The sequence below is a fragment of the Kitasatospora sp. NPDC058190 genome (assembly GCF_042883685.1).
In the GTDB taxonomy this organism is placed as follows: Bacteria; Actinomycetota; Actinomycetes; order Streptomycetales; family Streptomycetaceae; genus Kitasatospora.
In genome coordinates this window covers 19,094-39,089 of record NZ_JBHVVI010000010.1, presented here as the reverse complement: position 1 = coordinate 39,089, position 19,996 = coordinate 19,094, and the positions used below count along the sequence as shown (strand labels likewise).

Genomic DNA, 19,996 nt, shown 5'->3' with positions numbered 1-19,996 from the left:
GCTCGGCAGGGGCATTCGCCCGTGCGCACCGCTCGATGGTTCGCTCTCCCCCAGCCTCCGGCCGGGGGTACCCCCATCGCTGGCTCACGAGATGTCCTTCAGCGGGCTGCTGACCGCGATGTCCGTCCCCGAGGTCGGCGTGTACTCGTTCCACTCCGCGATCAGCGTGCCCCGGTGCCCCGGGCGGCGGATCGGGAAGGGCGCCAGGGTGCCGTCGTGGCGGTGGGTGAGCCCGGCGAGCAGCAGGTGACCGTCGTCCGGCACCCGTACCACCCGGGCGGTCTCCTGGATCCGCCGGTCGTCGTACTCGTCCACGACCACCACGGTGTCCGGGTCGAAACCCGCGCTGGAGGCCACCGGCACCAGCACCGGCGCTCCCGCGGCGGCCGGCTCGACCACGGCGGCGCAGGTGGTCACCACCTCGTCCTCCAGGAGCAGCGAGCTGCTGCCCGGGTTGGCCGGAGGGATGCCCGGATAGTTGCGGTCGTCGTAGGCGGCGATCTCCCGGGCGATGGTCAGGTACGGGTGGTCGGCGGGCAGCGGGGCACCGTGGAATCCGCCCTCGGCGAACCGCACCCAGGCCTCCTCCCAGCCCTTGCGCACGGTGAGCACCACCCGGGCACTGCCCGCCCGCAGGAAGGCCTGCCGGTTGGCGTCGGGGTGGCTGATCCGGCTGACGAACGGCCAGGCGACGGGCGCGTCCCAGAAGTAGGAGTAGAGGAAGGTGACCACGTTCTCCCACTCGATGGCCTGGTTGACGAAGGCCACCTCCGCCTCGTGCCCCAGCACCGCCGCCCAGGCCGCGGCGCTCACCCCGAGCCCGCCGGTGTCGTTGCCGGGGAAACCGGCGCCGTGGCGCAGCCGGTCGGGGTCGCTCGCGACCGAGGCTGTGAAGGCGTCAACCACTTCCGACGGCATCATGTGGTAGTCCACGCCGAGCAGGAAGCGCAGCACACCCTTCATGATCTCGTCGCTCTCCTCGCGCCGGAGCGTGAGGGTGTCCACGCCGTTGAGGCGTTCGCGCAGGGCGGCTGCGCGGGCGACGAGGTCCTGCTGTTCGGCGTAGTACTTGGTCTGGGCGGCGTTGAACAGGGCCGCCCAGACGTCGTTCTGCCACTGCCGGCGCGCCTCGTCGGTGGGTTCGACGGCCGCGGTGAGGCTCAGCCAGGTCTGCCGGTTGTTGACCAGGTGGAAGCTCACCACGCACGGCCCGCCCGCATGCCGCAGCAGGCCGCCGTTGACCGGGTCGGCGAGGTCGACGGGGCCGTGCGTGCCGTAGGGCTCGTTCCATTCGGGGATGGTGCTGCCGAGCACCTTGAGGTTGTAGTGGTAGTCGCCGGTGCGGCTCTCGGAGGTGAACTGGAACCAGAGGTTTTTGATCCAGTACCGGTCCGGGATGTTGAGCGGCGGCGCGTCGAAGATGGCGGCGCCGTCGTTGTTGGGCGCGGTGACGTTGACGTGGATGTCCGGGAGCGGGCCGGGGGCGAGCGGCACGGTGGCGCCGTACTTCTCGGCCAGCACCAGGTAGTGCGGCTGGCTCTCGCCGGGGCGGGTCTCCTCGGTGATGTCGGAGTGCGGTACGTCGAAGTGGAAGGGCCCCAGCTTCGCCTCCAGTGCGGCGAGTTCGGCGTACGCCTCGCGCAGCGCCCCGGCCGGCTCGGGGATCGCCAGGTCGTAGGTGAGCCGCAGCCCGGAGCGGTAGAGCCGGACCCGCCACTTGCGCATCATGCTGAAGTAGTCGATCCGGATCGGGTCGGTGGGGCTGGCGTTCTTCAGCGTGCGGGTGGTGGTCTCCGAGGAGCCGGTCACGGTGGTGGTCGTGATGGTGACCTTGTGCTCCTGCTTGGTGCGCGAGGAGGCCTTCTCGGTGATCGTGGTCGCGTGCTTGCGGCTGTCGGTGGCGGACTGCGAGTCGGAACTCTGGCTGGTCATGCCGGAGGTGGCGGAGCCGGAGATCAGCGGGATGCCGCCGGAGACGGTGCCTGTGACGTTGAACTGGTTGCTGTGCTGGAGCTGGCTGGTGGTGGACTGGGCGAGCTCGGTGTTGTCGGTGACGCCGGTCTCGCTGACGTTCTCCAGCGAGTCGGTGACGATCGAGCTGAACTCCTTGGAGGTGACGGACCACTCCTTCTGGGTGACGGCCGTCTCCTCCAGCGGCGCGAGCGGGATGGTGGCGACGAGTTCGCCGCGTTCGATCCCGGCCGGGGCCATCTCCAGGCGCTCCAGGTTGAGCAGGCCGATCGGGGTGACGGCCGCGTTGTGGTCGTAGGCGGCGTTCGCGGCGGCGGCCCGGCCGGCCCGGGCCAGGCCCTCGACGGTGCCGTCCGCGCGACGCAACTGTTCGAGGGCGCCGCCGAGTTCGCGCAGCGCGGGACCGTCCACGGCGGCGAGGGCGGCGGAGCGCAGCGGGCGGTCGGCGGGATCGGCGGCGGAGGCGGCGAGCAGCCCCCAGGGCAGCTCGGCCGTCAACTGCCCGCGCAGGGAGGTCACTTCCTCCGGGCGGAGGTCGAGTCGGCGCAGGTAGGCGTGCCTGGCGAAGCCCGGGTTGTGCTGCGGGCTGTCGACTTCCAGCGGGACGAGGGTGGCCTTGGGGATGCTGCGGGCGGCGTGCCCGAGCACCGCCGGCTGCTGCCCGCCGCCAGGCCAGGGCGGAGTCGGAGGAGTCGGCAAGCCCAGCGGCGCGGGCGCGAGCGCAGGTACGGACTCGGGCGTGAGCGCGGGCGTCGACGCGGGCGGCTGCGCCGGCAGCCGTGCGGGTGCCCCCTGGACGCGGTCTGGCATGGCGGTCCCCTCCGTCCGTCTACTGCCCGGCACCTACCCGGGTCCGCGACGGGGACGCGTCGCGGGCGAACGGCTCGCGGGGCACAGTGCGTTGCGCGGAGGTGCGAAGCGGCGGGCAGCCCTCCCGCACGCCTGCCCGCACCGAAGCGCGCCCCCGCTGCCGAGGGCCGCGGTACCGGAGTACCGACATACCGGTCCGGCACGCCCACCTATTGGGAGCGCGTCAAGCGAACACTTGCCACAACTCCGTTGACTGACGCTTTGTCAACTATTCACCATCCCCTGTCTACCCGCATAGACCCGCAGGTGGTGGCATGGACACATCGCCCGGCACACCCGTGCCGAGCCCGTGTCAGGGAGCTCCCCACATGCTTCGCGCCCATCGCATCGCCCCCGCCGTCGCGACCGTCGTGCTCGCCGCGGCCGCCCTCGCCACCGCCGGCACCGCGCACGCCGCCCCCGCCACCGCCTCGCACACCCGCAGCGCCCTCGACGCGACCTGCTCGCAGGCCTACCTCCCGCTGCCCGACCCGGCCTGCACCCCCGGCGCCACCAACCCGGACGTCACCCAGGACACCATCGACTCCACCATCTGTGTCCCGGGCTACAGCACCTCGATCCGCCCGTCCACCACGTACACCAACCGCCTGAAGGTCCAGCAGATCGCCGCCTACGGCTACGCCGACACCAACACGGCGGACTACGAGGAGGACCACTTCATCCCGCTGTCCCTCGGCGGCAACCCCACCGACCCGAACAACCTGTGGCCGGAGCCGCGCTACGCCGTCGGCACGAGCGGCCAGTCCTCCACCGACAAGGACACCGTGGAGTACAAGCTCTACCGCGCCGTCTGCAACCACCAGGTCGACCTGGTGCCCGCCCAGCAGGCCATCGCCACCGACTGGACCACCGCGCTCTCGGTCCTCGGTCTCAGCTGAGCGATCCGCTGAGTCTCAGCCGAGCCCTCGGCCGAGCGATCAGCTGGGCCGTCAGCGGAGACCTCGGTTGAGCCCCCGGCCGATCGAAGAGCCCTCCGGCACGGGCGCCCACGCCCTCACAGCGTGAGCGCCCGCGCCGAGGCGCTGATCGGCGACGGGAGTTCGGTACGTCCCCGCAGGTAGCGGTCCACCGCGGCGGCCGCCGCCCGGCCTTCCGCGATCGCCCAGACGATCAGCGACTGCCCGCGCCCGGCGTCCCCCGCGACGAACACGCCGTCGGTCCCCGTGCCGTACTCGTCGTCCCGCTCCAGCGTGCCGTCCGAGCCGACGGCCAGCCCGAGCTGGGCGAACAGCGGCTGGTCCGGCTCCGGTCCGGTGAAGCCCAGCGCGAGGAGCGCGAGCTGCGCCGGCAGCGTCCGCCCGGTGCCCGCGCGGGCGCTGCGGTCCTCCGGCTCGGCCTCGGCGAAGCACACGCCCGCCAGCCGCCGGTCCGGCCCCGGCTCGAAGCCGACCGTGGCGGCCGCGAACACCCGGGAATCCGCCCCCGACTCCTCGTGCGAGGTGGTCTCCCGGTACACCTTGGGGTGGACCGGCCAGGGCTGCTCGGGCGCCCGGCGCTCCGGCGGCCGCGGGTTGATGTCCAGCTGGGTGACCGAGACCGGGCGCTGGCGCAGCGCCGTCCCCAGGCAGTCGGCCGCGGTGTCCCCGCCACCGACGATCACCACCTCGCGCCCCTCGGCGGACAGCGGCGAGGCCGCGCAGTCCCCCTCGTCCACCCGGTTCGCCCAGGTCAGGTACTCCATCGCCGGGTGCACCCCGGGCAGCCCGCGCCCGGGCACGGCCAGCTCCCGGCAGGCCGTGGCCCCCACCGCGACCAGCACCGCGTCGTACCCGGCCCGCAGCTCCTCGCCGGTGACGTCCCACCCCACCCGCACCCCGGTGCGGAAGGCCGTTCCCTCGGCCCGGAGCTGGTCGAGCCGCCGATCCAACCGGTGCTTCTCCAGCCGGAACGCCGGTATCCCGTAGCGCAGCAGCCCGCCCGGGCGGTCGGCCCGCTCGTAGACCGTGGTCGTGTGCCCGGCCCGGGTCAGCTGCTGGGCGGCGGCCAGCCCGGCCGGACCCGAACCGACCACCGCGACCCGCCGCTCCGGGCCCCGCCGCTCGGGCGGCTGGGGGCGGTCCCAGCCCGCTTCCCAGGCCCGGTCGGCGATCGCCAGCTCGACGTTCTTGATCGTCACCGCGGCCCCGCCGATCGCCAGCACGCAGGCGCTCTCGCACGGCGCCGGGCAGAGCCGCCCGGTGAACTCCGGGAAGTTGTTGGTCGCCAGCAGCCGCGCGGCCGCCGCCCGCCAGTCGTCCTCCGCCACCAGCCGGTTCCACTCCGGCACCAGGTTCCCCAGCGGGCAGGCGGCATGGCAGAACGGCAGCCCGCAGTCCATGCACCGCGCCGCCTGTCCGCCCACCACCGGCAGCAGCGCCCCCGGCCGGTACACCTCCCGCCAGTCCCCCAGCCGCTCACGCGCGTCCCGTCGCGCCCGCTCCGCGCGCGGGGTGGTGAGGAAAGCCATCCGGTCTGCCATCGCGGCCTCCGGCGGGACGTGCCGACACGGACCCGGCGACCCACCTGGCGGCGCGCCACCGTGTGGCCACCGTACGCCCACGAAGCGGCACAGGAAAGCCGTCGACCGAAGAACCCCGTGACCCGGCCGCGACTGCCGTGAGCACGCCAGGGAGAATCTCCCCATGACCCACACCGTGCTGATCGCCGAGGACGACCGTGCCATCCGCGACTCGCTCACCCGCGCCCTGACGCTGGAGGGCTACCGGGTCCGGATAGCGGCGGACGGCACCCAGACCCTCGCCGTCCTCGCGGAGCAGCGCCCGGACGTCCTGGTGCTCGACGTGATGATGCCCGCACCCGACGGCCTGGAGGTCTGCCGCCGGCTGCGCGCGGCCGGCGACCGCACCCCGGTGCTGATGCTGACCGCCCGGGTCGAGGTACCGGACCGGATCGCCGGACTGGACGCCGGGGCCGACGACTACCTGGTCAAGCCCTTCGACGTGGACGAGCTGTTCGCCCGCCTGCGCGCCCTGCTGCGCCGTCAGCCGCCCGGGCCCGTCGAGGACGTGCTGACCGTCGCCGACCTACGGGTCGATCCGCCCGCCCGCCGGGCCTGGCGCGCCGGGGAGGAGCTGGAGCTCTCCCGCACCGAGTTCGACCTGCTGGAGCTGCTGGCCCGGCACGCCGGCGCCGTCCTGGACCAGACCACCCTCTACGAGCGGATCTGGGGCTACGACTTCGGCCCCGGCTCGAAGAACCTCGCGGTCTTCATCGGCTACCTGCGCCGCAAACTCGACCGGCCCGGCCTGACCCCCCTGATCCACACCGTCCGCGGCGTCGGCTACACGCTGCGCGAGCCGTGACCGCCCCCGCGCGCCCGCGCCCCCGACTGCCGCGCCCGGGCCTGCGCACCACCCTCTCGCTCGCCTTCGCCGCGATGGCCGCCCTGGTGGCGGTGCTGATCGGCACGCTCGGCTACCACGCGGCCGAGCACCTGATCCGCGACGACGAGACGGACGACTTCACCTCGGCCGTCCGGGCCGTGAGCGCCCAGGTCGAGCGCGAGAAGCTGTACCCGGGGGACTTCAACGGCCCGAGCGGGCTGAGCGAGCAGCTGCTGCACCCGATCCGGGTCACCGCGCAGGCCCTGGACTCCACCGGGGCCATCGTCCCGGGCACCGCCCACCTCGACCTCCCGACCACCTCGGACGACCGCGAGCTCGCCCACGCCGACGCCCCCGCCCGGACGGTGACGGACGTGCGTCGCCTCGGCGGCAACACCTGCCGGGTGGGCGTGGTCTCGCTCGGCGGCGGCCGGGGCGCGGTCCAGATCGTGCAGCAACTCGGTGACATCGAGGAGCTGTTGGAGAAGCTGCGCCAGCAGATGGTGGCTGTGGTGGCCGGCGTCGTGCTGATCGCGGGCGCGGCCGGCTGGCTGCTCGCCCGGCGGATCAGCGGCCGGCTGGTCCGGCTCACGGACGCGGCCGAACTGGTCGCCGCGAGCGGCCGGTTGGACGTCCCGGTACCCGCCTCCGGTACGGACGAGGTGGGCCGGCTCGGCCGCGCCTTCGACCGGATGCTGGTCCGGCTCGCCACCGCCAAGGAGAACCAGCGCCGCCTCGTCCAGGACGCCGGGCACGAGCTGCGCACCCCGCTGACCAGCCTGCGCACCAACCTCTCGGTGCTGCCCAGCCTGGACCGGCTGCCGCCCGCGGAGCGCGCCGCGCTGATGGCCGACCTGGCCGAGGAGGCGCGGGAGTTGACCCTGCTGGTGGAGGAGCTGGTGGCGCTCGCCGCGGACCGCAAGGCGGACGAGGAACCGGTCGAGGTGGTGCTGGCGGAGCTGGCCCATGCGGCCGCCGTGCAGGCGCGGCGGCGCAGCGACCGGGAGATCACCGTGGACGCGGACGACACCACCGTCACCGCCCGCCCGGACGCGCTGGCCCGCGCGGTGGGCAATCTGCTGGACAACGCCGCCAAGTTCGACCCGGCCGGCACGTCCCCGATCGAGCTGGTGGTGCGCGGCCCGCGGGTCGAGGTGCGCGACCGGGGCCCGGGCATCGACGTCGCCGACCTCGACCGGGTCTTCGACCGCTTCTACCGGGCCACCGCCGCGCGCAGCCTGCCCGGTTCGGGCCTCGGCCTGGCCATCGTGGCCGAGGTGGCGCAGTCGCACGGCGGCATGGCCTTCGCCGCCAACCGCGAGGGCGGCGGCGCGGTCATCGGCTTCACCCTGGGCAGCTGACGGCACGACGGCGGGCCCGGTGCACCGAAGCACCGGGCCCGCCGTGGATCTCACGCTCAGCCGGCGGCCAGCAGCCCCCGCCCGAGCCAGTCGGCGTTGTCCTTCACGCCCGGCAGGACGAAGAAGTAGCCGCCGCCGGTCGGCGATATGTAGTCCACCAGCGGCTCGTCGATCAGCCGGGTCTGGGTGGCCTCGAACTGCCGCACCACGTCCTGCTGGTAGCAGCAGAACACCAGGCCCATGTCCAGGTTGCCGGCCTTGTCGACGCCCCGGTCGTAGTTGAAGCCGCGGCGCAGGATGCGCGAGGTGTCGGTGTCGGCGGTGCGCGGGTTGGCCAGGCGGATGTGCGCGTTGAGCGGGATCGCCTTGCCGTCCGGGTCCTTGCCGTAGTCCGGCGCGTCGGTCTCCTGATGGCCGTCCAGCGGCGCGCCGGTGTCGCGGCGGCGCCCGAACATCTTCTCCTGCTCGGAGAGCGTGACGCGGTCCCAGAACTCGATCAGCATCCGGATGATCCGGATCACCTGGTAGCTGCCGCCGGTCGCCCAGGCGGGCTCGCCCATCCCGTCGGTCACCCAGATCAGCCGGTCCATCTCCCGGGAGGAGGTGGTGTCCGGGTTGACTATGCCGTCCTTGAAGCCGAGCAGGTTGCGCTGGGCGCCGTCCGGGCGGGACTGGTTCTGGAAGCCGTCGATCCGCCAGAGGATCTGCAGCGCGCCGCGGGTGTGCCGGGTGATGTCGCGCAGCGCGTGCAGCACGGTGTCCTGCCGGTCGGCGCAGATCTGCAGCGAGAGGTCGCCGTGCAGTTCGGCGGGCTGCAGGTTGTCGTTGGGGAAGGTCTTCATCGGCGCCAGCTTGACCGGCTTGGCCTTGGCCAGCCCGTAGCGGTCGTCGAACAGCGAGGCGCCGACGCCGACCGTGACGGTCAGGTTGTCGGTGGTCACCACCGGGCCGAGGATGCCGCTGTCGGACGGCGGCGCGCCGACGCCGAGGTCCGGCGGGGTGCCGCCGGCGGTGAGGAAGCGGATCCGCTCGGTCAGGGTCTTGAACAGATCCTCCAGGCCCTTGCGGTCCTGGGCGATCACCTGGCAGGAGATGAAGGCGGCGTAGCCCGGGGCCGGGGTGGTGATGCCGGCCTGGTGGTCGCCGTGGAACGGGACGGCCCCGGTCGTCGTCTGGTGGCTGTCCCCGGCGGCGGCCGGGCCGGCGCCGAGGGTGAAGGCCCCGCCGGCGAGGACGGCGGCACCGGCGCTCGCGCCGAGCGCGGCCCGCACGAAGCTGCGCCGGGCCGGTCCGGCCGGGCAGCCGCCCTGCTCGACGGTCTGGGCGGCCTGGGCGGCCGCGGCAGCGTGCGGGAACGGGCAGGAGCCGGTGGCTGCGGTCTGGTCGGTCATCAGGCGGCCTTCCGGATCTCGAGGAGCGCGGGGATGGGCGAGAGGTCTTCGAGCAGCTGGCCGGTGGCGCCGTTCAGCTGGCGGCGGCTGTCGGCGGGCAGCTTGTCCAGCGCGGTCCAGCCGTCGGCGGTGTGGGCGGCGGCGACCAGGTCGCCGACCCGCTTCATCCCGGCGTTGATCCGGACCAGCACCTGCGGGTCGCGCTCGTCGAGCAGCGGCTGCAGCAGGGTCAGCAGCTCCTGGGTGCCGGCCAGGTTGGCCTGGGCGGTGGCCAGGTTGGTGCCGCTGCCCATGTCGGTGTCGCCGGTCAGCTCGAACTGGAGGGTGTTCTCCAGGATCTCGTGGGCGCGCAGCGGCAGGTCGCCCGGGTCGAAGTCCTGGGTGGGGAAGTCGTGCACCAGCTTGGCGACGTTCTGGGCGAGCTCGTCGGCGACCGGCGTCAGGTCGGCGGCGGACTGGCCGTGCCAGAGGCCGTACTCCAGGCGCAGGAAGCCGGTGAAGTCCTTGTCGTCGGCCTTGTCGGCGAAGCCGTCGGCGCGGCCGTCGATCTTCTTGTCGAGGTCGGCGAAGGTGCCGTAGGCGGCGCCGAGCGAGGCGTACTGCAGGTGAGCGGTGAGCCAGTCGGCCTTGGCGGCGGCGAGGTCGCCGCCGTGCACGTCGGTCTGGATCTTCTGGGTCTGCGTCATCAGGGTCGCGAGGCCCTTGTTGACATAGTCCTTGTAGCTGTCCAGCGGGGCCTTGAGGTCGTCCTCGTTGACCGGCTTGACGGCCTTGACCTCGGCTCCGCCGCTGACGTGGACGGCGGCGGAGGTGACGGACTTGCCGCCGGTGGGCACGCAGCGCCAGGCGTAGTCGCCGGAGCCGATGGTGGCGGTCAGCGCGCGGGTGGTGCCGGGGGCCAGGCCCTCGATCTCGCCGTAGACGGCGCCGGTGCCCGGGTTGACCAGGTAGACCTCGGAGACCTTGTCGCCGGTGTTGTGCATCTGGAAGACCTGCTGGCCCGGCTGCGGGTCGGCGAAGCCCTTGCCGCACTCCTGCTCGGAGACCGAGACGGTGGCGGTGCTGTTCTGCTTGCCGTCGCTGGCCGCGATCACGACGCCGGCCACCACGACCGGGACGGCGACCAGCGCGGTCGGCAGCACCCAGCGCGGACGGCCCGCGCGCACCGGCTCGGCCTTCTCCTCGGCGCCCGCGGCCTTCTCGATGCTCGCGCTCTTCTCGGCGCTCGCGCTCTTCTCGGCGCTCGCGCTCTTCTCGGCGGCGGCCGGGGCCGGGGCCGCCTTGCCGCCGCGGATGCCCTCGATGAACAGCGTCATCACGATGCTCAGGTACGCGATGTAGCCGACGACCTGGAGGACCGTCATGGTGACGGTCAGGTTGAGGGTGCCCTGGACGAGCGTGGCGTACCAGGAGGAGGCGTCCAGATGGCCGCTCAGGTCGAAGGCGTAGGTGCTGCCGCCGCCGAGCAGACCGGACTCCTGGAGGTCGCGCAGGCCGTAGCCGAGCACACCGGCCGCGACGACGATCAGACCGGCGCCGGTGATGGTGAAGAACCGGGTGAGGTTCATCTTCAGCGCCCGGCGGTAGAGGCCCCAGCACAGGCCGACGGAGAGCAGCAGGCCGACGGCGGCGCCGATCAGCGGTCCGGTGGACTCCCCGGCGGTGCGCGCGTTGGTCCACAGGAAGAGCGAGGTCTCCAGGCCCTCGCGGGCGACCGCGAGGAAGCTGGTGAGCACCAGCGCGCCGGCGCCCATCGCCAGCGAGGCCTGGACCTTCTCCTTCAGGTCGGCGGAGAGGGTGCGCGCCGAGCGGCGCATCCAGAACACCATCGCGGTGACGAAGCCGACCGCGATCAGGCTCAGCACCCCGCCGAACGCCTCCTGGGCGTGGCCGGAGAGGTTGGCGGCGGTGAAGGTGAGCACCGCGCCGAAGCTGAGGCTGAGCGCGACGGCCGCCGCGACGCCGGTCCACACCTGGGGCAGTCGGCCCTTCTGACCGGCCCGCACCAGCGTGGCGACCAGGATCGACACGATCAGGCCGGCTTCCAGGCCTTCGCGTAGCCCGATCAGAAAGCTCGGAAACGCCTCATCCCACATGCAGCGGGCTCCTCCCCCGGGCCGCCCCGGGTTGTTACCTGTCCTCGGCGCGCCGCCGTGGTGACGGCGGCGCGGCACGGCGAACGCCCCGGACACCGGGGTCCAGGGCGTTTCGCTTAGCTTAGGCAAACCTTAGAGCCGCTGCGGTCAAGTGCACCCCTGCTTCAGGTAAGGGTTCGGTATGGGAACACCCATGCGACCGTCAACCCGGCAGGTCGCGGGGCCGGGGGGAGGCCGGCGTCACCCCCACCACTGCTCGGGCGCCGCAGGCTCCGGAGGGACCGTCACCGGTTCGGCGCAGCGCACCAGCAGTTCCCCCTCCTCCGTCTCGGTGACCAGGAAGCCGCACTCGCGCAGGACGAGCGCGGCCGCGCCGCTCACCGCCGCTCGCGCCTCCCCGGAGGGCGGCCCGTCCGGCCCGGCGCCCGGCGACCAGCCGAGCACCACGCCCTCGGGGTGGTGGCCGATCGACAGGGGTGAGGGGCCCGATGCGGTGTCGAACCCGGCGCGGGCCAGGGCCGCGGCGACGTCCTCGAAGAGTTCACGGTGATCCACCATTGGCGCAGCGTAGGCCCCACCCCGCAGGACCTCCGGACGCGGCGCGCGCCGAAACGGTTCAGCTGCACCCGAGCGCAGCATCGGCGCCCGTTGGGCCGAGCGGCGGCCAGCCGATCGGGCGCCAGGAACCCCCGTCCGGCCCGACACGCACGGCCGGACGGGCCGATGGACGTGCACAGTCGGCCCCCTGCCGACAGCATGACAGAGTAAGCGCTCCATCACCCTGAGCAACGGGTCCGGCGGAGCACCTGGTCCGCGCGCCGGTCCGACCGGCGGACCCGTATCGAGAGGTCCCATGATCACAACACTTCGCCGGCCGGCGTTCCCGCTGGCGGGCCTCCACCACGGCACGCCGAGAACGCCGGGGAGCCCGTCGTGAGAACCGACCAGCAGTCGCAGCCGGGACCGGTGACCAACCAGCGCACCAAGCCCGCGAACAAGGCCGAGGCCCTCGCCGACTGGACCGACGGCCGGCTCGGCATCTACTCCCTGGCCAAGGCCAATCTGCGCAAGATCTTCCCGGACCACTGGTCCTTCATGCTGGGCGAGGTCGCGCTCTACACCTTCGTCATCATCATCCTGACCGGCGTCTGGCTGACCCTGTTCTTCAATCCGAGCATGGGCGAGGTCGTCTACGACGGCCGGTACGTCCCGCTCAAGGGCATCTCGATGTCGCAGGCCTACGCCTCCACGATCAACATCAGCTTCGACGTCCGCGGCGGCCTGCTGATGCGCCAGATCCACCACTGGGCGGCGATCGTCTTCATCGCCTCGATGTTCACGCACATGCTGCGCGTGTTCTTCACCGGTGCGTTCCGCAAGCCCCGTGAGATCAACTGGGTCTTCGGCGCGCTGCTGTTGTTCCTCGGCATGTTCGACGGCTTCATGGGCTACTCGCTGCCCGACGACCTGCTCTCCGGCACGGGCATCCGCTTCATGGAGGGCGCGATCCTGGCCGTCCCGATCGTCGGCACCTACCTGCAGTTCTTCATCTTCGGCGGCCAGTTCCCGGGCACCGACATCATCCCGCGCCTGTTCACCGTCCACATCCTGCTGATCCCGGGGATCATGGTGGGCCTGCTCGCGGCGCACCTGATCCTGGTCTTCTACCACAAGCACACCCAGTTCGCCGGGCCCGGCCGGACCAACGACAACGTGGTCGGCATGCCGCTGATGCCGGTCTACATGGCCAAGGCGGGCGGCTTCTTCTTCCTGGTCTTCGGCGTGGTCGCGTTCATGTCGGCGATCGCCACGGTCAACCCGATCTGGGCCTACGGCCCGTACCGGCCCGACCAGGTGTCGACCGACGCCCAGCCGGACTGGTACATGGGCTTCTCCGAGGGCCTGATCCGGGTGATGCCCGGCTGGGAGATCAGCGTCTGGGGCGGCCACACCCTGAACCTCGGAGTGTTCATCCCGCTGATGATCTTCCCGACCGTACTGCTGGCCATCTGGTGCTGGCCGTTCCTGGAGGCCTGGGTCACCGGGGACCGCGGCGAGCACCACATCGCCGACCGGCCGCGCAACGCGCCGGTCCGCACGGCCTTCGGCGCGGCCTGGGTGAGCCTCTACCTGATCCTGCTGGCCGGCGGCGGCAACGACCTGCTGGCGACCCACTTCCACCTGTCGATCAACGCGATCACCTACGCGGTGCGGGCCGGCTTCTTCGCCGTGCCGGTGGTCGTCTTCGTGATCACCAAGCGGTGGTGCCTGGGCCTGCAGCGGCGGGACAAGGACAAGGTGCTGCACGGCCGGGAGACCGGCGTCATCAACCGGCTGCAGCACGGCGAGTACGTCGAGGTGCACGCGCCGCTGCCGCAGGGCCGGCTGTACACCCTCACCGCGCACGAGCAGCCCGAGCCGACCGTGCTGGAGCCCGAGGTGGACGAGAACGGCGTGGCCCGCAAGGCCGGGCTGTGGACCCGCACCCGGGCGAAGCTGTCCCGCGGCTTCTACGGCGAGGGCAGCCAGATCCCCAAGCCGACCGTCGAGGAGCACGCGGAGATCACCAGCGGCCACGGCCACCACTGATCCCCGGATCGAAACCCGGAGGGCCCGCTGCGCCGGAATCGGCGCAGCGGGCCCTCGTCGTGCCGCGGGCACGCTCCGCGGCGTTCAGCTCCTGAGGGCCGCGGGGAGAACGGCGAAGAGCGCCGCCGCCAGGGTGACGGCGAGGCAGAGCGCCGCCCAGCGGGTACAGATCCGGCGGCACTCGGCGCGGTAGCGGGCGGCCAGTCGGCGGCAGCGCCCGACCGCGCGGTCCACGACCTCCTCGGCATAGCGCAGCCGGTCGGCGGCGTAGGCCTGTTCGAGGCTCTCCCGCTCCACGTCCGGCAGCCAGGGGAACCGGGCGGCGAAGGCCCGGGCGTCCCGTTCGGCCGCCGCGACCTCCGCCTCCCAGGCGAGGAAGCCCTCGATGCGGGCGATCCCCACCCGGGAGTTCACCCGGCCGCCGCCGTTGTCGGCGGGCCTGCCCTGGCGGGGGGTGCGTGCTCTCGGCGGACGCTGTCTGCCACCCATGACCGCTCCTCAAGTCCTGTCGAGTCGTCCCGCCGGAAACCTGCGGGAAGGGGCTCTTACCGGGGATCGCTCCGCAATCAGGCAACTACTACCAGCGACGAACCGCAGGTGGGGGGCGGCTCGCCACAGCCCGCACACCCGGGGAAAACTTGCGTGCCGCGCACTATTGCGCGACGCGCACTTTTTGCGGGACAGTGGTGGCCATGACGAACGGGCAGCCCGGTCTGCGGGAACGGAAGAAGGCCGCGACGCGGGAGGCACTGAGCTGGGCGGCACTGCGCCTGGCGGCGGAACGGGGGCTGGAGAACGTCCGGGTGGAGGACATCGCGGCCGCGGCCGGGGTCTCCCCGCGCACCTACAACAACTACTTCTCCAGCAAGGCCGAGGCGATCGTCTTCCGGCACCGCAACCGGATCCTGCGGGCCGCCGAGGCACTGCGGGCCCGCCCCGCGGAGGAACCGCTGTGGGAGGCGCTGACCCAGGCCCTCGTCGAGCCCTTCGACGGCGCGGAAGCGGAGCCCGACCAGCGCTGGATCGCCGCCATACGGCTGCTGCTGCGCGAACCGTCGCTCCAGGCCGAGCTGTCGCGCGGCGGCGCGCGGACCCGGGCCGAACTGACGGCGGCGGTGGCCGCCCGGACCGGCACCGACGCCGACCGGGACCTCTACCCGAAGCTGGTCGCCGCGACCGCGCTCTCCGCACTGCAGGTCGCCAACGAGCACTACCTGACCGCCGATCCGGTGGTGCCCTTCAAGCCGCTGTTCGCCGAGGCGCTGCGGCAGCTGGCGGCCGGGCTGCCCGATCCGTCGTCCGCATGAACGAACCGTCTCAGAGGGGGATTCGAGATGACCAACGACGTCATCATCGTCGGTGCCGGCCCGGTCGGGCTGTTCCTGGCCTGCGAACTGGCGCTGGCCGGAGTGCAGCCCGTGGTGCTGGACCGGCTGCCCGAGCGCTCCGGCGAGCAGAAGGCCAACGGGCTGGTCGGCCAGGTGCTCCGCCTGCTCGACCACCGCGGCCTCCACCAGCCGCTCAGCGGCGTCCCGGGCGCGCCGCAGCCCGTGCCGCGCTTCGTGTTCGGCGCCTTCCCGCTGGAGCTGCACCGGCTCGACGCCAACCCGCTGCACGCCGTGCCCGTACCGCAGCACCGGATCGAGGAGGTGCTGGAGGAGCGAGCCCTCGAACTGGGCGTCACCGTGCGCCGCGGCTGCGAGGTCACCGGCTTCACCCAGGACGCGACCGGCGTGACCGTCGACCTCCACGGCCCCGACGGCGCCGGGCAGGTGCGGGCCCGCTACCTGGTCGGCGCGGACGGCGGCCGCAGCACGGTCCGCAAGCTCGCCGGCATCGGCTTCCCCGGCGTCACCTCGCCCGACCCGGTCTCCCGCGTCGCGCACGTGCGGCTGCCCGAAGGGCTCCGCACCACCGACAGCGGCGAGGTCCTGCTGCCCGGCTGCCCGACCCCGTTCCGCCCCTACACCCACACCCGCACCGACCACGGCGTGTTCGTCATCTCCCCCTTCAACGAGGACGCGGTCATGATCGCCACCATGGAGTGGGGCGGCCCGCCGGTGGACCAGCGGGCCCCGCTCACCCTGGACGAACTGCGCGCCAGCATCCGCCGGGTGACCGGCGCCGACCTCGAACTCACCCCGGCCCGCACCGCCGGTCCGTTCACCCCGCGCCGCACCGTCGGCCACAACACCCGGCTCGCCGAGCGCTACCGCGACGGCCGCGTCCTGCTGGTCGGCGACGCCGCCCACGTCCATGCCGCGACCGGCGGCCCCGGCCTCAACCTCGGCCTGCAGGACGCCGCCAACCTCGCCTGGAAGCTGGCCGCCGAACTCCAGGGCTGGGCCCCGCCCGGCCTGCTGGACAGCTACCACCGCGAGCGCCACCCGATCGGCCAGCGGGTGTTCATGCACTCCCAGGCCCAGATCGCGCTGATGGCCCCCGGCGCCGGGACCACCGCGCTGCGCGCCCTGGTCGGCGAACTGCTCTCCCACGAGGACAACCTCGCCCGGATCGCCGCACTGATGGCGGGCAGCGACGTCCGCTACGACACCGACTGCCCGCACCCGTGGGCCGGGGGCTTCGCACCGGAACTCGCGCTGACCACCGCCGAGGGGGATCTGCGGCTCGCCGAACTCGCCAGGGGTGGGCGGGCGTTGCTGCTCAACCTGACCGGCGGCGCACTCGGGCTCGCGGGCCGGGCGGCGGGGTGGAAGGACCGGGTGGACGTGGTGACCGCGGAGTGCGCCGAGCCGCCGGCCGGGGCGCTGCTGCTGCGCCCGGACGGGTACGTCGCCTGGGCGTCGGAGGTCGGCGAGGCGGACCCGACGGGGCTGGAACGGGCGCTGCGCACCTGGTTCGGCACGCCGCGCGACTGAGTACCCGTACCCGGGTGGACCGAGTACCTCGCCGCTGCCGCAGCGGCAGGGGCGGTCGGGAGCATGGACGGCATGAGCGAATCCGCGCGTACCGCAGCCGCCCCGGCCGGGTCCGACCGTCGCCGCTGGTGGCGGGCCCCGGCGATCTCCACCGCGGTGACCCTGATGCTCCTGCCCTGGGCCGTCGTCCTGCGCGGCCTGGGCGAGATGGTCACCGACCCCTGCAACAGTCCGGGCCCGTGCCCCGCCGTGCCGTACCTGGCCGCCGCCTCCGCGGCGCTGATCACGGCCATGGTCGCGCTCGTCCTCCAGTGGCCCGCCTCCTGGCTGTTCCACCGGGTCCGGGTGGCCGTCTGCCTCGTCCCGGTCGCCGCGCTGGCGGTGGAGGTACTGGCGCTCATGACCGCCGGGAACAGCATGTGACGCCGGTTCCCGACCAGGTGACCGGAAGTCAACTATGGTCGTCGCGGCCCGTTCCACGAGGCACGGGCCTCGACCGGACGGACGGGGAAACAGTGCGCATCGGAATCATCGGCACGGGTGTGGTCGGGCAGACCCTCGGCAGCAAGCTGGTCTCGCTCGGCCACCAGGTGACGCTGGGCTCCCGCGGCAAGGACAACGAGAAGGGGCTGGCCTGGGCCGGGCAGGCCGGCCCCGACGGGCACACCGGCACCTTCGCCGAGGCGGCCGCCTTCGGCGAGGTGGTGCTGAACGCCACCGGCGGGACGGTCTCCCTCGCGGCGCTGCGCGCGGCCGGGGCCGAGCACCTGGCCGGGAAGCTGCTGATCGACGTCTCCAATCCGCTGGTGTTCGGCCCGGACGGGGTGACCCTCGACCCGGGGAACACCGACAGCGTCGGCGAGCGGATCCAGCGCGAGTTCCCCGAGGCCCGGGTGGTGAAGGCGCTCAACACGCTGAACTGCGCGCTGATGGTCGACCCGGGGAAGCTCGCCGGTGAGCACAACCTGTTCATCGCCGGGAACGACCCGGACGCCAAGGCCGACACCGTCGCGCTGCTGGGCGAGTTCGGCTGGCCGGCCGGGTGGATCGTCGACCTCGGGGACATCACGGGTGCCCGGGCCACCGAGATGATGATGCCGTTCTGGCTCCGGATGATGGGGCACTTCGGCGACGCCGGGTTCAACTACGCCTTCCGGCGGGCCGAGTAACGGCGGACAGCCCTCGGGCCCGGTCCCACCGTGCGCGGTGGGACCGGGCCCGGCGTAGGCGGTGGGACGGGGCGCGGCGGAAGCCCGACGGCGGTGGGGGACAATGGACCGCATGTCCCGACGTCGTTCCGCGCCCCGCGCCACCACTCCCCGGCTGCTGCCGTCCTCCCCGTGCCCGTGCGGCCTGCCCGCCGCCTACGGCGACTGCTGCGGCCGACTGCACCGCGGCCAGGCGGCGGCCACCACTGCCGAGTCGCTGATGCGCTCCCGGTTCAGCGCCTTCGCCGTCCAGGACGCGGCCTACCTCCTGCGCACCTGGCACCCGGACACCCGGCCGGACGAGGTGGACTTCGACCCGGCGCTGCGCTGGACCCGGCTGGAGGTGCTCTCCACCACCGAGGGCGGCGCCTTCCACGCCGAGGGGACGGTCGCCTTCCGGGCGCACTGGACGGAGGGCAGCGAGGAGGGGGTGCTCGCCGAGCACAGCCGGTTCGTCCGGTACGAGGGCGCCTGGGTGTACCTGGACGCCCTCTCGCTCGACTGAGGCTCCCCCTGCCGGTCGGCGCCTACAGGTAGTCGTCCAGGCGACCCAGCGAGAAGCCGGCCGCAGTGACGTCGTTGACCACCTTGCGCAGCAGGTCCGGCATGGTGGCCTTCCAGTCCGAGGTGCCCCGGAAGTGGGTGAGGATGATGTCGCCCGGGTGCAGCTTCTGGTCGTCGTAGCGCCACTCCATGTGATCCGGGAAGGCCTCCTCGTTCCACATCGGCACCGCCTGCACTCCGCAGGACGCGGCCGCGCGCAGCGTGTCGTCGTTGTACTCGCCGTACGGGGGCCGGAAGAGCCGGGGGCGGGCGCCGATCTGCTGCTCCAGCTGGTCCTGCTGGTCGCAGATCTCCTTGCGCTGGGTCTCGTAGTCGAGGACCTTGAGGTTGCGGTGGTTGATCGTGTGGTTGTTGATCTCCACGCCCTGCTTGTGCAGGTCCCGGAAGTAGCCGTAGTTGTCGCGGACCAGGTAGTCGGAGAGGAAGGCGCTGAGCGGGATCCCCAGTTCCTCGGCCATCTTCGAGAACGCCGGGTCCTTCTCGTAGCCGTCGTCGACGGTCAGGAAGACCACCTTGTCGTTGGTCGGCACCCGGAAGACCACGGGTGGGCGGCCGTCCTTCAGCTTGACGCCCTGCACCGGGGTGAGCGCGACCCTGGTCGCCGGGCGGGGCGGCGCCTTCAGCGGCGGGCGCTCCAGGCCCCAGCGCCGCGCGGTCTCCAGCGCGGCGCCGGCGACGGACTCCTGACGGGCCGCCGCCTCGCCGCTGGTCTCCTCCTCCTGGCGGGCCAGCCCCGGCACCGTGGCCGGTTCGGCGGGCGGTCGGGCCGCGCCGTGGCCCGCCGAACCGCCCCTGGCGGCGGGTGCCGCGCCCGCCTCGGCCGGGGCGGCCTTGGGCTGGGTGGACCCGGTGGACCCGGCGGGCCCGGCGCAGCCGGCGACGACGGCGGAGAGGCAGACGGTGGCCAGCAGGCCGGTCCGCACACCGCTCCGCTTCTTCTGACTCGCCATCAAACCCCTATTTTTGTGACAACCTGATGGTCTGTTCATAGCTGCACTGCTCCCCCACCGCGCACCCCCGCCAATCCCCCCGTCACCCGCCCGGGGCAACGCCGCACCGCTCGCCTCGCCGTTCCTTCGCCGAACCGGCCGGACGCGACCGGACGCGACCGGAAACGGGTCGGACGTCGCGGGAATCGGCCGGATCGAAAACCCTTTGCGGCGACGGCACCCCGGAACGGATCATGCGCACATGACGAACGCCGCGCCCCGCCGCTCCGACCTCTGGGCCGTCACCACGGCCGACGTGACCACCCCCGAGGCCCTGGAGCTGCTGCGCGACTACTACTACGACGTGGCCAACCGCTACTACCGCCTCCACCTCGGCCGGGAGGGCACCCCCGAGGAACTGGAGGGCGGCCTGGCCGAGTCCCCCAGCGACGACCTCGCCGCGCCGAGCGGCCTCTTCCTGCTCGGCCGCCACCACGGCACCGCCCACTCCTGCGCCGGCCTGCGCCGGTACGACGCCACCACCGTCGAGCTCACCCGCGTCTTCGTCCGCCCCGCCCTCCGCGGCACCGGCGGCGGAGCCGCCCTCCTCGGCGCCGTCGACGAGGCGGCCCGCAGCATGGGCGCCGACCGGATCGTCCTCGACACCCGCCTCGACCTGATCGAAGCCCGCACGCTGTACCTGCGGAACGGCTACCAGGAGATCCCCGCCTACAACAACGGGCCGTACGCCCAGGTGTGGTACGGCAAGGACCTCACCGCGCTTGCCCCGCAGTCGAGTTGACGGACCGCGAAGA

17 protein-coding genes are annotated in these 19,996 nt (G+C 72.9%); 10 read left to right on the top strand and 7 right to left on the bottom strand.

Features of this window, described 5'->3' with window-relative positions; all coding sequences use genetic code 11:
- Nucleotides 1–84: 84 nt before the first annotated feature.
- Nucleotides 85–2,781, bottom strand: coding sequence for a hypothetical protein (locus ACFVWU_RS06910; protein ID WP_387616579.1), 2,697 nt, complete (start codon nt 2,779–2,781; stop codon nt 85–87).
- 368 nt (nt 2,782–3,149) lie between these two features.
- On the opposite strand from ACFVWU_RS06910, the gene ACFVWU_RS06905 reads away from it, so the two are divergent.
- Nucleotides 3,150–3,719, top strand: coding sequence for a hypothetical protein (locus ACFVWU_RS06905; RefSeq protein WP_387616577.1), 570 nt, complete (start codon nt 3,150–3,152; stop codon nt 3,717–3,719).
- Between the two features lie 116 nt (nt 3,720–3,835).
- Here ACFVWU_RS06905 and ACFVWU_RS06900 read toward each other — a convergent pair whose 3' ends face one another.
- Nucleotides 3,836–5,299 (bottom strand): glutamate synthase subunit beta, encoded by a 1,464-nt coding sequence (locus ACFVWU_RS06900; protein WP_387616575.1) that lies wholly within the window; start codon nt 5,297–5,299, stop codon nt 3,836–3,838.
- A 163-nt stretch (nt 5,300–5,462) separates the two neighbouring features.
- Between ACFVWU_RS06900 and ACFVWU_RS06895 the strand changes: the two genes are divergently transcribed.
- Both ACFVWU_RS06895 and ACFVWU_RS06890 read left to right on the top strand, forming a co-directional pair.
- Nucleotides 5,463–6,143 (top strand): response regulator transcription factor, encoded by a 681-nt coding sequence (locus tag ACFVWU_RS06895; protein WP_387616573.1) that lies wholly within the window; start codon nt 5,463–5,465, stop codon nt 6,141–6,143.
- Nucleotides 6,140–7,525 carry a sensor histidine kinase gene (locus tag ACFVWU_RS06890; RefSeq protein ID WP_387616571.1) on the top strand — a complete coding sequence of 462 codons (1,386 nt, stop codon included), beginning with the start codon at nt 6,140–6,142 and terminating at the stop codon, nt 7,523–7,525. The genes ACFVWU_RS06895 and ACFVWU_RS06890 overlap by 4 nt, the downstream gene beginning before the upstream one ends.
- 56 nt (nt 7,526–7,581) lie before the next feature.
- Here the strand turns inward: ACFVWU_RS06890 and efeB are convergent, their stop codons facing one another.
- The 3 genes from efeB to ACFVWU_RS06875 form a co-directional block, all read right to left on the bottom strand.
- A complete protein-coding gene (gene efeB, locus ACFVWU_RS06885) occupies nt 7,582–8,916 on the bottom strand; it encodes an iron uptake transporter deferrochelatase/peroxidase subunit (protein WP_387616569.1) in 1,335 nt (444 codons plus the stop codon).
- Entirely contained in the window at nt 8,916–11,012 is a 2,097-nt protein-coding gene (gene efeU, locus ACFVWU_RS06880) for an iron uptake transporter permease EfeU (protein WP_387616567.1), read from the bottom strand. The genes efeB and efeU overlap by 1 nt, the downstream gene beginning before the upstream one ends.
- A 240-nt stretch (nt 11,013–11,252) precedes the next feature.
- Nucleotides 11,253–11,570, bottom strand: coding sequence for a hypothetical protein (locus ACFVWU_RS06875; RefSeq protein WP_387616565.1), 318 nt, complete (start codon nt 11,568–11,570; stop codon nt 11,253–11,255).
- Nucleotides 11,571–11,978: 408 nt separating this feature from the next.
- On the opposite strand from ACFVWU_RS06875, the gene ACFVWU_RS06870 reads away from it, so the two are divergent.
- Nucleotides 11,979–13,601 (top strand): cytochrome bc complex cytochrome b subunit, encoded by a 1,623-nt coding sequence (locus tag ACFVWU_RS06870; RefSeq protein ID WP_387616706.1) that lies wholly within the window; start codon nt 11,979–11,981, stop codon nt 13,599–13,601.
- Between the two features lie 84 nt (nt 13,602–13,685).
- On the opposite strand, the gene ACFVWU_RS06865 is transcribed toward ACFVWU_RS06870, so the two are convergent.
- A complete protein-coding gene (locus tag ACFVWU_RS06865) occupies nt 13,686–14,090 on the bottom strand; it encodes a hypothetical protein (RefSeq protein ID WP_387616563.1) in 405 nt (134 codons plus the stop codon).
- 203 nt (nt 14,091–14,293) lie between these two features.
- Here ACFVWU_RS06865 and ACFVWU_RS06860 point away from each other — a divergent pair, with 203 nt between their 5' ends.
- The 5 genes from ACFVWU_RS06860 (at nt 14,294) to ACFVWU_RS06840 (ending at nt 18,193) form a co-directional block, all read left to right on the top strand.
- The gene (locus tag ACFVWU_RS06860) at nt 14,294–14,908 is read left to right on the top strand and encodes a TetR family transcriptional regulator (protein WP_387616561.1); all 615 of its coding nucleotides are present in this window, start codon (nt 14,294–14,296) and stop codon (nt 14,906–14,908) included.
- A gap of 27 nt (nt 14,909–14,935) precedes the next feature.
- Nucleotides 14,936–16,480 (top strand): FAD-dependent monooxygenase, encoded by a 1,545-nt coding sequence (locus tag ACFVWU_RS06855; RefSeq protein ID WP_387616559.1) that lies wholly within the window; start codon nt 14,936–14,938, stop codon nt 16,478–16,480.
- Nucleotides 16,481–16,552: 72 nt separating this feature from the next.
- Nucleotides 16,553–16,903 carry a hypothetical protein gene (locus ACFVWU_RS06850; protein WP_387616557.1) on the top strand — a complete coding sequence of 117 codons (351 nt, stop codon included), beginning with the start codon at nt 16,553–16,555 and terminating at the stop codon, nt 16,901–16,903.
- A 92-nt stretch (nt 16,904–16,995) separates the two neighbouring features.
- Entirely contained in the window at nt 16,996–17,649 is a 654-nt protein-coding gene (locus tag ACFVWU_RS06845; protein WP_387616555.1) for an NADPH-dependent F420 reductase, read from the top strand.
- A gap of 112 nt (nt 17,650–17,761) precedes the next feature.
- Nucleotides 17,762–18,193: a YchJ family protein gene (locus tag ACFVWU_RS06840; protein ID WP_387616554.1), complete on the top strand. Its 432-nt coding sequence runs from the start codon at nt 17,762–17,764 to the stop codon at nt 18,191–18,193.
- 22 nt (nt 18,194–18,215) lie between these two features.
- Here the strand turns inward: ACFVWU_RS06840 and ACFVWU_RS06835 are convergent, their stop codons facing one another.
- On the bottom strand, nt 18,216–19,202 hold the full coding sequence (locus ACFVWU_RS06835; RefSeq protein WP_387616552.1) for a polysaccharide deacetylase family protein: 987 nt from the start codon (nt 19,200–19,202) through the stop codon (nt 18,216–18,218).
- A 241-nt stretch (nt 19,203–19,443) separates the two neighbouring features.
- Here ACFVWU_RS06835 and ACFVWU_RS06830 point away from each other — a divergent pair, with 241 nt between their 5' ends.
- The gene (locus ACFVWU_RS06830; protein ID WP_387616550.1) at nt 19,444–19,983 is read left to right on the top strand and encodes a GNAT family N-acetyltransferase; all 540 of its coding nucleotides are present in this window, start codon (nt 19,444–19,446) and stop codon (nt 19,981–19,983) included.
- The last annotated feature ends 13 nt before the right edge of the window (nt 19,984–19,996 follow it).

Bases quoted from the DNA above. Each gene is read 5' to 3' on its own strand.
- ACFVWU_RS06910 (WP_387616579.1), bottom strand. From the start codon at position 2,781: ATGCCAGACCGCGTCCAGGGGGCACCCGCACGGCTGCCGGCGCAGCCG.
- ACFVWU_RS06905 (WP_387616577.1), top strand. From the start codon at position 3,150: ATGCTTCGCGCCCATCGCATCGCCCCCGCCGTCGCGACCGTCGTGCTC.
- ACFVWU_RS06900 (WP_387616575.1), bottom strand. From the start codon at position 5,299: ATGGCAGACCGGATGGCTTTCCTCACCACCCCGCGCGCGGAGCGGGCG.
- ACFVWU_RS06895 (WP_387616573.1), top strand. From the start codon at position 5,463: ATGACCCACACCGTGCTGATCGCCGAGGACGACCGTGCCATCCGCGAC.
- efeB (WP_387616569.1), bottom strand. From the start codon at position 8,916: ATGACCGACCAGACCGCAGCCACCGGCTCCTGCCCGTTCCCGCACGCT.
- efeU (WP_387616567.1), bottom strand. From the start codon at position 11,012: ATGTGGGATGAGGCGTTTCCGAGCTTTCTGATCGGGCTACGCGAAGGC.
- ACFVWU_RS06875 (WP_387616565.1), bottom strand. From the start codon at position 11,570: ATGGTGGATCACCGTGAACTCTTCGAGGACGTCGCCGCGGCCCTGGCC.
- ACFVWU_RS06865 (WP_387616563.1), bottom strand. From the start codon at position 14,090: ATGGGTGGCAGACAGCGTCCGCCGAGAGCACGCACCCCCCGCCAGGGC.
- ACFVWU_RS06860 (WP_387616561.1), top strand. From the start codon at position 14,294: ATGACGAACGGGCAGCCCGGTCTGCGGGAACGGAAGAAGGCCGCGACG.
- ACFVWU_RS06855 (WP_387616559.1), top strand. From the start codon at position 14,936: ATGACCAACGACGTCATCATCGTCGGTGCCGGCCCGGTCGGGCTGTTC.
- ACFVWU_RS06850 (WP_387616557.1), top strand. From the start codon at position 16,553: ATGAGCGAATCCGCGCGTACCGCAGCCGCCCCGGCCGGGTCCGACCGT.
- ACFVWU_RS06840 (WP_387616554.1), top strand. From the start codon at position 17,762: ATGTCCCGACGTCGTTCCGCGCCCCGCGCCACCACTCCCCGGCTGCTG.
- ACFVWU_RS06835 (WP_387616552.1), bottom strand. From the start codon at position 19,202: ATGGCGAGTCAGAAGAAGCGGAGCGGTGTGCGGACCGGCCTGCTGGCC.
- ACFVWU_RS06830 (WP_387616550.1), top strand. From the start codon at position 19,444: ATGACGAACGCCGCGCCCCGCCGCTCCGACCTCTGGGCCGTCACCACG.